Annotated in this window: 12 protein-coding genes; 4 read left to right on the top strand and 8 right to left on the bottom strand. The window is 66.7% G+C overall.

The features are described 5' to 3' along the window. Nucleotides 1-218: 218 nt before the first annotated feature. Both FYW95_RS18915 and FYW95_RS18910 read right to left on the bottom strand, forming a co-directional pair. Nucleotides 219-1,697 carry a tyrosine-type recombinase/integrase gene (locus tag FYW95_RS18915; protein WP_160050622.1) on the bottom strand — a complete coding sequence of 493 codons (1,479 nt, stop codon included), beginning with the start codon at nucleotides 1,695-1,697 and terminating at the stop codon, nucleotides 219-221. Nucleotides 1,698-4,313: 2,616 nt separating this feature from the next. Next, entirely contained in the window at nucleotides 4,314-5,210 is an 897-nt protein-coding gene (locus FYW95_RS18910) for an FkbM family methyltransferase (RefSeq protein ID WP_160050611.1), read from the bottom strand. 24 nt (nucleotides 5,211-5,234) lie between these two features. On the opposite strand from FYW95_RS18910, the gene FYW95_RS18905 reads away from it, so the two are divergent. Then, nucleotides 5,235-5,756: a P-loop nucleotide/nucleoside kinase family protein gene (locus FYW95_RS18905; RefSeq protein WP_236572243.1), complete on the top strand. Its 522-nt coding sequence runs from the start codon at nucleotides 5,235-5,237 to the stop codon at nucleotides 5,754-5,756. Here FYW95_RS18905 and FYW95_RS18900 read toward each other — a convergent pair. From FYW95_RS18900 to FYW95_RS18875, 6 genes are all read right to left on the bottom strand, one after another. Next, nucleotides 5,710-6,603 carry a glycosyltransferase family 2 protein gene (locus FYW95_RS18900; RefSeq protein ID WP_160050610.1) on the bottom strand — a complete coding sequence of 298 codons (894 nt, stop codon included), beginning with the start codon at nucleotides 6,601-6,603 and terminating at the stop codon, nucleotides 5,710-5,712. The genes FYW95_RS18905 and FYW95_RS18900 overlap by 47 nt on opposite strands. Continuing rightward, entirely contained in the window at nucleotides 6,588-7,805 is a 1,218-nt protein-coding gene (locus tag FYW95_RS18895) for a glycosyltransferase family protein (RefSeq protein ID WP_160050609.1), read from the bottom strand. Before FYW95_RS18895 ends, FYW95_RS18900 begins: the two co-directional genes overlap by 16 nt. Next, on the bottom strand, nucleotides 7,802-8,500 hold the full coding sequence (locus tag FYW95_RS18890; RefSeq protein ID WP_160050608.1) for a hypothetical protein: 699 nt from the start codon (nucleotides 8,498-8,500) through the stop codon (nucleotides 7,802-7,804). Before FYW95_RS18890 ends, FYW95_RS18895 begins: the two co-directional genes overlap by 4 nt. Beyond that, nucleotides 8,497-9,654 carry a glycosyltransferase gene (locus FYW95_RS18885; protein ID WP_160050607.1) on the bottom strand — a complete coding sequence of 386 codons (1,158 nt, stop codon included), beginning with the start codon at nucleotides 9,652-9,654 and terminating at the stop codon, nucleotides 8,497-8,499. The genes FYW95_RS18890 and FYW95_RS18885 overlap by 4 nt, the downstream gene beginning before the upstream one ends. Nucleotides 9,655-9,686: 32 nt before the next feature. Next, nucleotides 9,687-9,899: a BldC family transcriptional regulator gene (locus tag FYW95_RS18880; protein ID WP_160050620.1), complete on the bottom strand. Its 213-nt coding sequence runs from the start codon at nucleotides 9,897-9,899 to the stop codon at nucleotides 9,687-9,689. Nucleotides 9,900-10,182: 283 nt separating this feature from the next. Continuing rightward, nucleotides 10,183-10,494 carry an ATP-binding protein gene (locus FYW95_RS18875; protein WP_236572242.1) on the bottom strand — a complete coding sequence of 104 codons (312 nt, stop codon included), beginning with the start codon at nucleotides 10,492-10,494 and terminating at the stop codon, nucleotides 10,183-10,185. A 483-nt stretch (nucleotides 10,495-10,977) separates the two neighbouring features. Here FYW95_RS18875 and FYW95_RS18870 point away from each other — a divergent pair, with 483 nt between their 5' ends. The 3 genes from FYW95_RS18870 to FYW95_RS18860 all read left to right on the top strand — a co-directional run bounded on the left by FYW95_RS18870 (nucleotide 10,978) and on the right by FYW95_RS18860 (nucleotide 14,316). Further along, nucleotides 10,978-11,850: a helix-turn-helix domain-containing protein gene (locus tag FYW95_RS18870; RefSeq protein ID WP_051104417.1), complete on the top strand. Its 873-nt coding sequence runs from the start codon at nucleotides 10,978-10,980 to the stop codon at nucleotides 11,848-11,850. Then, entirely contained in the window at nucleotides 11,850-12,035 is a 186-nt protein-coding gene (locus FYW95_RS18865; RefSeq protein ID WP_150255402.1) for a DUF397 domain-containing protein, read from the top strand. The genes FYW95_RS18870 and FYW95_RS18865 overlap by 1 nt, the downstream gene beginning before the upstream one ends. 196 nt (nucleotides 12,036-12,231) lie before the next feature. Continuing rightward, a complete protein-coding gene (locus FYW95_RS18860; RefSeq protein WP_160050605.1) occupies nucleotides 12,232-14,316 on the top strand; it encodes a hypothetical protein in 2,085 nt (694 codons plus the stop codon). Nucleotides 14,317-14,328 lie beyond the last annotated feature (12 nt).

Genomic DNA, 14,328 nt, shown 5'->3' with positions numbered 1-14,328 from the left:
CCGTGCGATTTCGTCCGGCCCAGCGGTGGACAGCCCTGCACTGGTCGGATGTGGGGCACCGGATGCACCCCATACATGAATGGCGCTGGCCAGGAGACCTTTGATCCGATGGACTACCGGACCCGGGCATGAGGAAACCCCAGGCCAGCCGGGGTGAACCCGTGCGCTGGCCTGGGGTCGGTGGTTCCGTGTGGCTCCTGGTGTGCTCGCCGGTTCGGCTACCCGACCCTCACCGGAGCCGGGCCACGCAGCAGCGCAGCGGTGGCCTCGGCCGCCGCCTTGGCCACGTCCGGGAACACCGACTGGTAGGTGTCCTGGGTGAAGTGCGTGGTCGCGTGCCCCAGCTCGCTGGACACGATCTTCACGTCCGTTCCTGCCGCGAGCGCCAGTGAGGCCGCTCCGTGGCGGAGCCCGTGCAACGTAATCGGTGGCAGTCCAGCGGCCCTGGCGATGCGCAGGAACCAGTCACTGACCTGCCCCGGATGCCACCCCGAACCATCCTGACGGGTGAAGGCCAGACCGCTGTCCACCCACGCCGCCCCTGCTTTGAGGCGGGCTTCGTTCTGGAACCGCTTCCAGGCCCGCAGCACTTTGATGGTGTCCGTATCCAGAGTGATGGTGCGCTGGCCCGCCGCGCTCTTCGGGGTGGAGGTGATCGTCTCCCACGCGAGTTGCACGACCTGGACGCGGATGTCGACCTGCCCGTCCGTCAACCTCGTGTTGGCCCAAGGCAACCCGACCGCTTCTCCTCGCCGTAGGCCCTTAACCGCGATCAGGTGGAACATCGGGTACAGCCACGGGTACTTCCTCGCGTGCACCAGGAAGGCGCGGGTCTGTTCCGGGGTCCACACCATGACCTCTCCTGGCACGGTCCCGTCCTTGGCCCATTGGCGCACCCGGTCCGGTGTCCACACCAGCGGGCGCTTCCTCGGACACGAGGGCAACCGCACGTGTGAGGCGATGTTCACCGACACCGGCAGGTCCGGGCGGCGCACCGCCTCCGACAACGCACTCCGGAGAGTGGCGCGGATCCGGTGCTTGGTGGACAGCGAAATCACCCGGCGCCCCCTGACCGAGGCCCGCACCTGGGGGTCGTCGGATTCGCGGCACTCCAGGATGTGGCTGTTGGTTTCCTCGATGGCCGCGAACATGGCTTCGACGTGGCGGGCCTGGAGCTTGTCCAGCTGGAGCCGGCCCAGGTGTGGGGCGAGGTAGGTGCGGATGTGCCCGGCGTAGGAGGCCCGGGTTCCCGCGGCCAGATCGGGTTTGCCCGCCAACCACTCCCCCAGCCAGGCGGCGAGGGTGGGTGGTTCGGTGCGCACGTCCACCGCCATCGCCACCCGCTTGCGCACCTCCTCCAGATCGGGGAGTGGGCGGCGCTGCTTCAACGCCGCCTGGACCAAGTCAGCAATCTGCACCTCCACCACCGGCTCCCTCTCGGCCAAGGCAATGAGCGCCTTGACGTGCTCCAACCCCGCACGGGCCTGTTCCTGGGAAGCCAGACCGACCCGTCGGGCCTGGCGGCGCCCACCCTCACTGGTCGGGGGAAGCTCGTACTGGAACGCCCACGCCCCATGAGAGGGGTTCCAGCCCCCGTTCCGGCGCTTGAGCTGCGGACATCTCACTCCCAGTGCCCTGCCGGTGTTCTCGTCGCGGCATCCGCACCGTTTGAACGTGGATCCCTCACGCGCGGCCATGCACGACCTCACTTTCGTCTCGATCACCACGCACACCACATCCGCCCACCACCGGCAGCGAGCCGACCTCGACCGCCGTGTCCGGAGTACTCACACCCACTCGGCCCACCTCAAAACCACCTCTGAACTGCGCGAATACGGCGTACGGTCCCGCGTGTGGCGGGACACCACGCATCCACGCTCGACCTCGTAGAGGTGGTCAAGCGGATTCGGCACAACCGTGATCCGATGGGCACACGCCCCCGTCCAGCCGTCCGATACGCAGGATTTCGTCCGGTTCCTGCCGCCGCCCCGTTCTGGGCCGAGCCGGGAGCCAGCGACGCGGGCCCCACCGAGCCCGCCACGCGGCCCGTCCACGCCGACCGTCCCGCCCCAGGACACCTGGGGCACCGCCGCGCGGTGGGGCCGACGTCGGGGCGCTGACAGCCCCACGCCACCCGCCCACGGCTCAGGGCCGCACCATGGGCCTGGAACCCACCGCGAACCGCCCCGTTCCCGAGCAGAGCTTCTCCTCACCAGCACGCCACGGCCCTCCCCCGACGTCGTCTTGGGCCTCTTCGCCCCGATGAACCCCTATGAAGACGCACCCAACGAAGATGCGACATCCGACCTCAGGGCCTCACAGGGCTCGGCCTCCGCCACCGCGTACCGCTGACAGGAGAGGTTGTGCGAAACACGACGCGTGACAACAAAAAACACGTGGCAGGAGTCAACAGGGAACGCTGTGACGCAGCGCCCGGAGCTGGACGATCTTGGGCTCTGCGCAGGAGCAGGGGATTAAATTCTTCTCTCACAATGAAACCAAAAGACTTTCACTGAGAAAAAGGCGAAGAAAGAAGGGACGCCACACGAGCAGAGCGCTCGTGGAAGCGGGCGGGGCGGGCGCGCTCGCCCGTGAGCGAGGGCGCCCCGCCCGCCTACGTGAGGAGAACTACCCACTGGGGTATAAGTCTGGACGCCCGTTGGCCCACCCACAGGGGCGTTGACCTGCGTAGCAGCATGGTTAGGGGTGGGCCAGCTAAGAGTGGCCCACCCGCTGGCCCAGTCGGTGGCCCATGGGCTGGCCCGGGGTTCACTTCGGGTTCAGTGGAGGTTCACACCCCACCTTCCCACTTCCAAGGAAGCCGCAGGGAAAGCGCGCATGCGCTTCTCACAGGCACAGGAAATCGCGCTTTGCCACTCGATAGGCGAGAGCGCTCCGACCACCTCGACCGCACCAGACCCACTCTTTATGGGAAGGGATCGCGAATTCCACCTGAGAGGAGAAAAGTCTTTCTTCCATGGCTTCTTGGCCAGAGGAAGCTTGCACGTGGCAGGTGACAGAACTTGCACGCTCCTGGTCTGGTGAGAGGAAGAGAGGGGCAGACCAAGCCGTCAAGAAGGAGGAACAGCGGAGGGATGGGACAGGCACAGGTGGGCGAGGGCCACGGTAGACGCAGGCGGGCGGGTCCGCCCCCGCTTGCCGGGGCGGACCCGCCCGCCTACGTGAAGAGGACTATCCACTGGATATAAGTCTGGCTTTCCAACGGCCCACCCAAAGGGCCTCTGACCTGCACTGATAACGCCCGCGAGGTGGGCCGATCAAAGCGGCCCACCTACAGGCGGAGGCACAGGCGGAGTCACAGGCCCCTCAACGGCCCTCGCCCTGACACAAGGTTCTTCTGGCCTCCGCCACGTGAGGCCGGGGCGGCGCCAACCCGTAACCACGGTCAGCACCACCCCGGCGTGGGTTCTTACTTCTCAGGTCGCGATCGCCTGCCAGCGCCGCACCAGATGAGCCAGCTCAGCGAACTCGCCCTTACCATCGCCCCCAGGGCCAGAAGGCGGTGGTACCGCCGGGCCTCGAACACCCGCCGTTTCCTCACCTCGGTTCGCCTGCACGCCTCCCCTGCTGTGCGTGCGGACGACGCGGTCCTCGTGCCGAGCGAGGTAGGGACGCACCCCGCGCACCCCGTCGTCGTCCTCACACCACCCACGAGGTCCCGTATACGGAGTCCGCTGCGGCGGCACCCGCACCGGAGCCTCCCTCGCCTGTTCCTCTCCAGGCCGAGGCCGAGGCCGAGGAACATCCGTACGCCCCTTGGCCACAGCCCGTACCGAGGCTGGTTCGCGGTCCTTTCGCGCACTCCGCGAGCGCAGCGGTGGGCGGACCTCGGCCGCCGGTCGCGTACTCGGGCCGGTGGGGCCGCAGAACAGTGCGGCGAGCACCACCCCGAGGACCCAGCACACCTGTTCTCCCCAACCCTGACGGCGCCTGCGGTGCCGCCCGCTATGCTTCTCCACGGTTTCCTCCTGCTGTATCCAGGTGGGAATCACGCCCCGGGCCGGTGTTGCCTCACCGGTTCGGGGCACCCTTTTGTTTTGTCAGCGGCCTTGCGAACGAGGCCGTTTCTTCCTGTGTAGTCGCGGGTGAGTGTCAATGGCCCCGAGGTCGTACGCCCCCGAAACTGCGCTTCTCACCCACAAACCCACACAATGATGCGCAAAGCACCCCAAAGCCCAGCGAATAGGTGCCCTTTTCGCTGAGGGTGGTCGATGTTCCCTTGGATGAGCGAGAACCTTCAACCCCGCCGATCGAAATAGTCACCGTGTTCTACTGGGCAGCTACGTTCCTGTTCAGAGGTGGTCCGCGTCGATCCGGGAGAACACCAGGTCGCTCATCTCTGCGACCGGTTGCTCCCACCTCTGCGGCGGGATGGGCCTCCTGATCGCGGTGGGATAGGTAGTCGCGTCGTACTCGTTGGCGATGCGGTAGGTGTGAAATCCCGCTTCCCTCAGCGGTCCAATCACGGCGCCCGGGTCGAGTCCCTGCTTCGCCAGAGCTCGCGGAGTGATCTCGATGATCAGTTCGGCGTCGGACCGCAGCGTTCCGAGCGCGGGCAGGAGGCTCCGCACCGCTGCGACTTCGGCCCCCTCGACGTCGATCTTGATCAGCCGTGCGTTCCGGACCTCGGCAGGGTCGAGGATTCCCGTGAGCGGCGCGGCACTGGTGTGGAAGGATTCGTGCACGACACACGGCCGGACCGTGGAAGTGCCGCCGAGGTTGCCTGGGTCGGCCAGGAACATCTCCACACATCCGGGTTCCGCCGCGACGGCCTGGGCAACGGTTCGGACGTTGCGCGCACCGTTGAGCAGGATGGTCGCCCGCAGGTGCTGGTGAAAGCGCGGAACGGGTTCGATCGCGGCGACGTGCCCGGTGAGGCCGACGAGGTGGGAGGCGAGCATCGTGTAGTAGCCGATGTTCGCGCCCGCGTCCACGAAGGTGTCCCCGGGTTTGAGGCGGCGGGTGATCCACGCGGTCAGGTGGGGTTCCCAGGTGCCGAAGGTGTAGAGGTAGCGCTGGATGATGTCGCTGGTGGTGACGGGGAACCGGCCTCCGAACCGTGTCTGGGCGAGGGTGGTGACAGGCCTGTGCGTGAGTTCGTGGTCCAGCCACCGGATGGCCCGTGGGGAGATGAGCTCGGGCGTGTGTCGGATCGTTGTTCGTAGGGTTGCTCGGGTGAAGCGGTGCATCGGCTGCTCCGGGAGGGAGGGCGTGTGGAACGGGTTCCTGTGGTGTTCCTGCTGGTCGGCTTGACCGGCTCGGGGAAGACCACCTACGCGCGGACCGTGCTGGAGCTGCGCGGTGTGGTGCGGCTGTCGGTGGACGAGGAGGTCCACCGGCGGCACGGCCGGTACGGGGTGGACTATCCGGAGTGGGAGTACTTCGAGCGCCAGGCCCCGGTCGTGGAGTGGGTGCGCGAACGTCTGGTCTCGCTGGTGTCCCAGGGGCGTGACGTGGTGGTGGACCACGGTCTGTGGCGGTGTGCTGAGCGGGCCGAGTGGAAGAAGCTGGTGGAGTCGGCGGGGGCGCGGTGGAGGTTGCTGTACTTCCCCGTGGAACACGAGGAGTTGCTGCGGCGGTTGTCAGAGCGCAACCGCCGCCAGGACGCCAACGCGTTGACGGTCACGCCAGAGACGTTGGCGGACTTCGTGGCCAGGTTCGACCCGCCGGAGGATGAGGGCGAGGAGGTCATCGCTCCGGGTTCGTTCCCGCGTGGGCCGGCCGCCAGCGGGTGAGGATCCGGTGGGCTTCGCCCTGCCAGCCGGGCGGGGTGCGGTCGAGGGTGACGGGACGGAATCGGAGCACGGGGTCGGTGGTGTCGATCCGTCCGCCGTTCTGACGCAGGTGTTCCAGGAGTCGGGCTGCCTCGTGGCGGACGGCCGGGCTGGTCTCGGTCCAGGTGCCAGAGGCGAAGCGGTCGATCCGGCGCCGAAGGTCGGCGTCGATTCCGTGCCGCCATTTGAAGTGGTGGACCACCGCGACCGGTCCGTGGGCGGGGTGGTGGCCAGGAGCGCGGTGGTTGCCCGAGGAGACGGTGACGCCGGAGCGGGCCAGGACGATCTTGCGGGGGTCCGCCAGCAGTAGGCGGTGGGTGAGCCAGCCGCCCAGGGGGTAGGCGGCATCCAACCGTGCTCGCGGGTCCTCCCCCGTGGTCTCCGCTTCGGGCGGGCGCCATCCGTTCAGGTGTCCGGTGCGGGTGACGCGGTCGAGCATCAGACCGCGCACCACCGTGTGTCCCGCGGTTTCCGCTGCTGTCACGGTGTCGTCGAGGCTGGTGGCGAAGGTGTGGAACTCGTCGCTGTCGGCGATCAGGTGCCACTCGGCGTCGGCGTGGACCCGAAGGCGGTCGCGCAGGCTGGCGTTGGTGGTCTCGTGCCAGGGACCGTGCTCGACCAGTACCGGGGTGACGCCCAAGCGGTCGAGCGTCTCCCGTAGGCGCTGTTCGCTTCCCTGCGGTGCGTGCTCGGGCAGGTGGAGTGCGAGGTGGAAGTCGCGGACTCCGAGCGCCCGGTAGTGGTCGACCCAGGCGTGGAGCAGGTGTGTCTCGACGGGTCCGATGACGGCGATCAGTGGTGGGGGCATGGCTGTTCCTCCTCGGTGGTTAGGCTCTGGAGAAGCGCGAGCATCCGGGCCGGTGTGCGCAGCCCGAGGTCCTCAGCCGCTGTCGGCGGGGGTGCCAACGGCGGGTGCGTCGCGGCTTCATCGATGGCGTGGGCGAGCGCGACGGGGTCTTGGGGCGGGACGACGGTGGCCCAGGTTCGGACGCGCCCGGTCAGGTCGGGATCGTGGTCGGAGAGCAGGAGCGGGACGCCGAAGCGGGCGCAGTCGGCGACCAGCCCGGACTCCTTGCCCACTCCTGGGCACCGGATGACGGCGGTGAAGCTGCTGGCGGCGTAGACCTGCCGGATGTCCGCGGGGTTCAGTGGGCCGGGTAGCGCGCGGAGGTCGACGCCGGGTGCTCTGGCCATACGGTCGAGCAGGTCCGGATCGGTGGGGCTGCCCGCGACGAGGACGTGAAGGGGCTGGGTGAGGTGTTCCAGAGCGGTGGTCACGGTCGCCATGTCCTTGTGCGGCCACCATCCGCCCACCAGGCACAGGACGGCTTCCCTCTCCGGTAGGCCGAGGGTCTGTCGTGCGCGGGTGCGTTCGCTCGGGCTGATGCGCTCGTCGGGGTTGGCGAGGGCGAAGGGGTGGACCGCGGTCCTGAGTGCGGGGAAGCGTTCGCGTACCTCGTCCTCCACGGACCGCGTCGGGCACAGGGCGAGGACCCCCCTGGGCGGGGTAAGACGTCCGAGTGCTCGCACGATGCGGTCCTCGGTGGTGTTGACCTCGTGGACCACGCGCAGGTGCGGTGTCTGGGACAATGCGCGGGCCAGGCTGTGGAGGGCCTCGCTGGCGGTGAGGATCACGGCGGTCTCGGGGGTGCGGCCCAGCAGGTGGCGTGCGGTGTGCAGGGAGGCGGCTTCGGTCAGGCATCGGGCGACCAGAGTGATCTGGTGCGGGAGTCGCCGGTGTGGCAGCAGGTGCCGTGCCCTCGCGGCGGAGCGCTGCGCGCCCTTCCCCAGGGCGAGGAGAAGGCGGGCTTTGACGCCCTCCGGTCGTGTGGCCACTCGGACGCCGTGCTCCTGGAGCAGGGTGTGCACGTGGACGGGCATGCCGTTGAGAGTGATCACCGCGACCTGGTGGCCTGCGGTGGCGGCGGCACGGGCGAGGTGGGTGAGGGCGTGCTGCCAGTGCCCCGCGTGTTCGGTGGCCGGTTCGACCAGCGCCACGGCCCGCCTCACGACCGCTCCTGGGCGCAGGCCACGTCGAACCGGGCACGCAGCCACACGGGATCGTTCAGACGCTGCCAGGCGGGGGCGTCGTCGGGTGTGCTGCGGGCGAAGGCGGTGCCGTCGCGTGCACCGCGTTGGACCCAACGGGTGAAGCGGCCTCCGGCCGGGGCAGACCAGGCGCGGAGCTGCTCGCGCGTGGTGTCGGTGTCGGCCCCGTACTCGCAGCCGCGGGTGAGCATCGCGACCTCCCGGAAGGCGGCCTTCCAGGCGTGGTAGGGGCTCTGGTCGAAACGGGTGGTGCCCGCCACCTGGTCGAGGAACTCCACCCGCCCGGGGAGGGCGGCGAGGACGTCGACGGCCTCGCCCAGGTGTCGGAGGGCGTCGCGGCTGATGAGCTTCATCCCGCCGTAGCCGTAGGCGCGGCCGGTGACGGGGTTGGCGGCCTTCCACACCCGCATGGCCACGTCCTCGCCCAGGGCATCGGGTTCGAGGGTGAAGGTGGTGTGGATGTGGAAGTCGCCGTCAGCGAGGAGGAAGGCGTCGGTGTCGACCAGTTCGGCGGCGAGCTGGTAGGCGCGGCGCATGCCGACCACGCCGTGCAGGCGTTTGACCGGGCGCTCCAGGACACGTTCCAGGCGGGTGTGCAGGTCGTTGGCGAGGGGTTCGTCGAAGGAGAGCATCACCGCGTCGGGGCGGGGGTTCACGCGATCGCCTCCAGGTAGCGGGCGGCCACGCGTTCGGGGGCCAGGTGGCGGGTGGAGTCGTGGGCGTGGCGGCTGTGGGCGTCCCAAAAGGCGGGGTCCTGGACCAGGCGGTCGGCGAGCTTGACGGCTCCGTCGAGATCGTGGGGGTCGAAGAGCAGGTCCTGGTGGACGGCCTCGGCCATCCACGCCATCCGGGGCGCGATGACGGGAACGCCCATGGCGTGCAGGTCGATGATCGACATGGACCAGGTGCAGCCGGGGCGCAGGGGTGCGAACCCGAGGGTGCTCTCGGCGAGGAAGGAGCGGTAGCGTTCGCGGTCGCCGCCATCGGTGCAGACGGTGACTCCGGGGGTCGCGGAGAGTCGGGCGAGGGCGTGTTCGGGGCTGGGGTCCAGGGCGATGCGGCTGGGGTCGCGGCGGCCGAAGAGGTCCATGACGCGGAGAGCGAGGCCGTTGGCGGTGACCCGCTGGGCGATGTCGACGAAGTGGCCGGTGCCGTAGTGGCGGTAGAGCCGGTGGTTGTACAGACCTGTCGGGTGCTCGGGAGCGGTGGCGTCGGAGCGGACCAGGCGGGGATCGCGGGGAGGCGGCACGATGTGGACCCGGTCGTCGATGCCGACCCGGTAGGTGGCCGAGGCTTGGAGGACCCAGTCCCGTGCGGTGCGGGAGTGGACGAGGAGTCGGTCGCAGGCGGCCAGGCCGCTGGCGAAGGCCAGGCGGAGGGGGACTTCGAGGCCGCCGTCGCTGAGGGAGGCGTCCTTGACCAGGTGCCCGTGTTCGTCGACGGAGAAGGGCAGGTAGTGGCAGTAGCCGACGACCTGGGCGTCGATGCCCGCGTCGAGCATCGCAGTGCGGACGGCGGGGGCGGCCTCGATCTGGTTGACCACGACGGTGTCCGGGTGGGTGGCGCGCAGGAGCTGGGCGAGGTAGCCGACGTCGTGTACGAGGCGCACGCGGTACTTGCTGGTGGCCGCGGGCGGGGGCACCATGTGGCGGACGCGGGTGTCGGTGACCGGGATGGGGCACACCAGCGTGACGTCGTATCCGGCGTCGGTGAGTGCCGGGGTGAGGATGTCGGCGTAGATCCACCCGGAGTCAGCGCTGAGCCGGGAGGCGTTGGAGACGTTGAGCAGGTAGAGCATGGACCTGGACATGAGGGTGCTTTCTTGGTCGTCGGGGGTCAGGGTCAGCGGGTGAGGAAGGTGCTCGCGGCCAGCAGTGCGTCCACCTCGTGCTTGAGGAAGCGGCGATGGCCACCGGGGGTTCGGAAGCTGGTGATCCGGCCTTCCTTGGCCCACCGGGAGACGGTTCTGGCGTCCACGCGGAAGGTCTGGGCGACCTCTCCTGGCGTGAGTACGCGGAGGGTTCGGAGAGCGGGTGTCGTCGGGCTAGGGGGCAGAGCCAACAGGGGTTCCTCTCTGAAGGCGTGAGGTGCGCGGGGGTACGGCCTGTGCGGCTGGACCTCGCGTTCCTCGGCGGAAAGCCTTAAGGCGCCGGACAGGGCGTGTGGTGTTCCGCCGGGGGTGAGTGCGATCAGCGGGCACGCGTGCTCGGGGCCGTGGAAGCGGACGCAGAGGGCTCGTCGGCACGGTGGCCGGGCGGTGGTCCGCCCGCGCTGAAGGGCGCGGGCGGTTTCGTCGTGCTCGGGGCCGTGGCGGACGTCCCAGGCCGCGGCGCGGCTGCTATCGCGTGGGCGGGATGTGGCGGTCGAAGATCCCCCACACGGTGACGGGTCCTCCGGCGCAGCCGTCCCACTCCCAGTACAGGGCGAGCTCGGCCAGGCGTCGTAGTCCGCTCCCCTGCCATTCGGGGCACCCTTCGGCGGAAGGGGCCTCGGTGGGAACGGGGAAGGTCAACGGTGTTCCCGGACGGGGTCCGTCGTCGGTCACCGCCAGCTTGAAGGAGAAAGGCTGTTTCTCCAGCCTGATCCGCACGCTCCCGCCCGGCAGACCGGAGGCGGTGTGCGCCAGGGCGTTGCGGTGGAGGATCGCCACAGCCTCGAGCAGTCGTTTGCGCTGGCTCGCGGGCGAGCTACAGCGCGGAAACAGCCAGCGGGCGGCCGTGCGGATGTGGTGCGGTTCGTGTCCGAACTCGGCGATCCACGTGTTGGGGTCGGCGCAGCGAATGCGGCGAGGCAGCCGCGGCAAGGCTCCGGAAGGGCTGGGGGCGTTACCCCGGCTTGTCCCGAGCTGGGTACTCTCCTGCATGTTGTCACCTGGAGTGTCGAGAACGCATGGGTGAGGCCGTGTCCCGGGGCTGCTGTAACAGTCGCCGGGACTTTCTCGTCTGAGGTGGCCTGCGAGCCTCGCCTTCTCTCGATGCGCCACGGCCCTCTGGCCGCATGTATGGCACGCGGGCGCAGTGGTATCGGGTACGAGCTGAGAGGCTCGGTCCACCTTGACTCTTCAAGCATGACTAGGGATTCCCAAATGTCAAGGGGAATCCATGATCCCACTGGGAAGGTTAGGATCAGTGTCATGAGACGGATACCGCGCACCCACAGTCCCAGCGTGCGTCGACGGCGGTTGTCCGCCGAGCTGCGCCGCCTACGCTCCCAACACAAGCTGACGTTGGAGCAGGCCGCGCAAAGCACCCGCATCCCGAAGAGCCGCCTGGGCCGGATCGAGACCAGCGATCTGAAGACCGTCAAGGCCACCGACCTGGACGCCTTGTTGGACCTGTACGAGATCACCGACGCGGGAACCCGTGAGGCCATGCACTCCTTGGCGCGTGAGGCGGGAGAGCGGGGCTGGTGGTCGCGGTACCGCGACGTGTTCGGCACGCACGCGCTTCCGGACTTCGAGACGGAAGCCTCGGTGATCCGCACCTACGAATGCCAGGTCGTTCCCGGGCTGCTACAGACCCCGCGCTACGCGGACGCGCTCGCCCGGGGCACCGCGGCCTTGGACGACGCCGAGATCAAACGGCACGTGGACGCCCGGATGGAGCGGCAGCAGATCCTGACCCGGTTCTATCCACCGGAGTACTACGCGGTGGTCGACGAGGCCGCCCTGCGCCGCCAACCCCAGGACCTGGACATCATGCGGGAGCAGCTCGAGCACCTGGTGGAGGTGTCGACCCGACCGAACATCCACATCCACGTCCTGCCGTTCAGCGCGGGGCTGCACGCCGCGACGCTGGGAAGCTTCGTCATCATGGACTTCCCGGAGCCTCTGGACCCTTCGATCGGGTTCGCCGAGACTCCCACGGATAGTCTGTTCGTAGAGACCGATCCTGAGCTGGCACGGTATAACGCGACATGGCACGCGGTACACAACGCGGCGTCCACTCCAGCTCAGTCACGTGAGTTCCTCCAGGGTGTCCTGGCGGCGTTAGAGAGCGAACACTGATGCAGAACCTGTCATGGCGCAAGTCCTCCTACAGCGGAGGTGGGGGCCAGAACTGCGTCGAGGTGGCGGAGCTGCCGACCGGTTCCGCCGTCCGCGACTCCCAGCACCCCGACGACGCTCAGTTGGCCTTCCCCTCTCCCGAGTGGAGCACCTTCCTCCGTCAGGTGAAGGTTCAAGGCCGCTAACCTTCTTGCGTCACGTCGGCCCCCGGAACTCAAGCACCCACCGGGGGCCGACGTGTGTCCAGCTCGCTGCCCGAGCGTTCCAGGACAGGTGACGGGAAACGAGCCCAGTGTTCAGAGAAGGTTCAGTAGATACTGTTCAGTCCTGAAGTTCCGCGTTTCGCACTCGTCTTGGGCTTCCAGGTGCCAGTATGTCTTCATGTTCACTTTGCTACCTCTTATAACCGCCGCCCTGAGCATGGGTGTTGTCCTCGCCGGCGTCCTGAAGAAGGCCTCCTCGCTAGCCGGGATCGTGGCTGACCTCTGGCAAAAGCTCACGGATATCCGCCAGTGGCGTGACGCACGTTCATCCACAAGCGATGAACAAGTCGAACAGGCACTTTCCTACCTCATGAGGGGGGTGCGGGAAAGAGTGGAGGCAGGGAAGAACACCCTAACGGCCGATGAGGCTCGTCTTGTCAAGACGTCCTGGAGCCTCGCCTCTGAAATCATGGACCATCCGGAGCATGCTTTGAAAGACACGGAAGATTTCGTTGTGAACACCTCCGAGTCTCAAATGCTCGCAGATTTCCTTCTAAACAGAACAAGGCACCATCGGCTGGCGATTATTGGCGCCAGTGGCATCGGGAAAACCACGTTTGCTCTGGGCCTCTGTGAGGCTATACTCACGAAGATAGAGGAAGATTTTTCAGCGCCGGTTCCGGTTTTGGTTAACGCCTCTAGTTGGTGTCTAGAAGGTGATGGACGGACGATCGACCAGGCTGACCGGAGCGTCCAACGTGAGTATCCGGATCTACGCATTAAAAGGGCAAAATACGGGGCGACTCCAGTACGTGAACTACTGTTGCGGAAACAGATCATTCTGATCGTCGACGGCGCAGACGAACTCGGTCGCCACTGGTGCGCAAGATTCCTAGATCAGGTCAACGCTGATGCTGAGCGCCCCTTCGTTCTGCTATGCCGTCCGGACGAGTACCACGAAGCGCTCCCTCCCAGGGGTGTGGTGGCCAACATGGCGGTACTGAAAGCGGCTCCTCTCGACGCAGAGGAGCGTGTCCGGAGCATCAGGGCCATCCTCAGTCCGTCCCAGCTGAAGGAGTCAGGCTGGCAGTCGTTCCTTGATGAGGTGGCCGACACCCCCCAGGGAGCGCTGGCTCAGGCACTCGACACGCCTCTCAAAATCTGGTTACTACGGGTCAATTACATCGACTCAGGAGAGAACCCCTCTGCGCTGCTGGATCGAGATAGGTTTCCGACAGAAGTGGACCTTCGCTCCCATCTCATTGGCGGCCTAATTCCAGCCCTAATGAAGCGTTCCATGAAGGATAGTCACCAAAGGCTCAAATTCACCAATCCTCAGGAAGCGAAGGAGTGGTTGGGGTACATCGCCCACTTGATGTGGCGCGCAAAGACAAGCGCCTTCGAATGGTGGAGATTGCCCACTCTTGTCGGGCGCAGACAATCGGATCTTGCTTTCGCGACCGTGGTTTGCAGTGGTTCTTTTGCATTCCTCTTTCTCTCCTTTGTTGGAATTTTCATTCAAGAGGCCCCCTCTGGCATTAACCGCGATCTCTCTTCTTTGGCTGTTCAGACCCTGCTGATCGCAATGCTGTTTTCCCTCTTCTTCCTCGCCGTGTACAGGGGAGGAACCGAGAGCGCACTTGGCGCTAAACCTCGAATTGGGCGATCAGAACCACGCATCCCTAGCGATGTCCTCCGCGGGGAAATGAGATCCTTCCTTCTAACTCCACTGAAGCTAGCTTTCCTGATGTGGTTTATCTTCCTAGCAGTATTCTTGACGCTTGGCCTATGGGGAGTGAATCGAATGATCGAACACGAGCCGGGTTTTGATATCATGATATCCACTGGCTATGCGACACGATCAGAGATCGTCGAACTCCTTCTCCCCGACGTGATCACTGCCTCTGCGTTCATGGCACTAGCACCCGTTTTCATTATTCTTATATTCAGTTTTTTTAGGGGCCTGGAAAGAAGTACGGGCCTGCTGTGCCTCATCGTTTCCTTGACTCTTTCTGTCGCCGGTCGACTGCCTTTCCGTTGGCTGGTTTTCCTTCAGGAGATGCACAGCCAGGGTGTGATGCGTGTCTGTGGGGCGTCCTACCAGTTCCGTCACGCTGAACTGCTCGAGCACTTGGCGTGGTGGCACCGAACACAGCACGTAGGGAGACGACGGATAGGTCTCTATGACGCGGGGCGTCGGCTCGCCGTGGGGACAGCGACGGCCTTTGCCGTGGGCGGGGTGCTCTATACCATCGTCACCTGAAGGGGGTTAGGT

Source organism: Nocardiopsis sp. FR4, assembly GCF_009830945.1.
Lineage (GTDB): Bacteria > Actinomycetota > Actinomycetes > Streptosporangiales > Streptosporangiaceae > Nocardiopsis.
The sequence above is the reverse complement of the archived record's forward strand: the minus strand, read 5'-3'. Positions and strand labels throughout refer to the sequence as shown.

What these genes read in the sequence shown, in the direction of transcription:
- FYW95_RS18900 (WP_160050610.1), bottom strand. Translation starts at nt 6,603, where the DNA reads ATGCCCCCACCACTGATCGCCGTCATCGGACCCGTCGAGACACACCTG.
- FYW95_RS18860 (WP_160050605.1), top strand. Translation starts at nt 12,232, where the DNA reads ATGTTCACTTTGCTACCTCTTATAACCGCCGCCCTGAGCATGGGTGTT.
- FYW95_RS18885 (WP_160050607.1), bottom strand. Translation starts at nt 9,654, where the DNA reads ATGTCCAGGTCCATGCTCTACCTGCTCAACGTCTCCAACGCCTCCCGG.
- FYW95_RS18910 (WP_160050611.1), bottom strand. Translation starts at nt 5,210, where the DNA reads ATGCACCGCTTCACCCGAGCAACCCTACGAACAACGATCCGACACACG.
- FYW95_RS18865 (WP_150255402.1), top strand. Translation starts at nt 11,850, where the DNA reads ATGCAGAACCTGTCATGGCGCAAGTCCTCCTACAGCGGAGGTGGGGGC.
- FYW95_RS18915 (WP_160050622.1), bottom strand. Translation starts at nt 1,697, where the DNA reads ATGGCCGCGCGTGAGGGATCCACGTTCAAACGGTGCGGATGCCGCGAC.
- FYW95_RS18870 (WP_051104417.1), top strand. Translation starts at nt 10,978, where the DNA reads ATGAGACGGATACCGCGCACCCACAGTCCCAGCGTGCGTCGACGGCGG.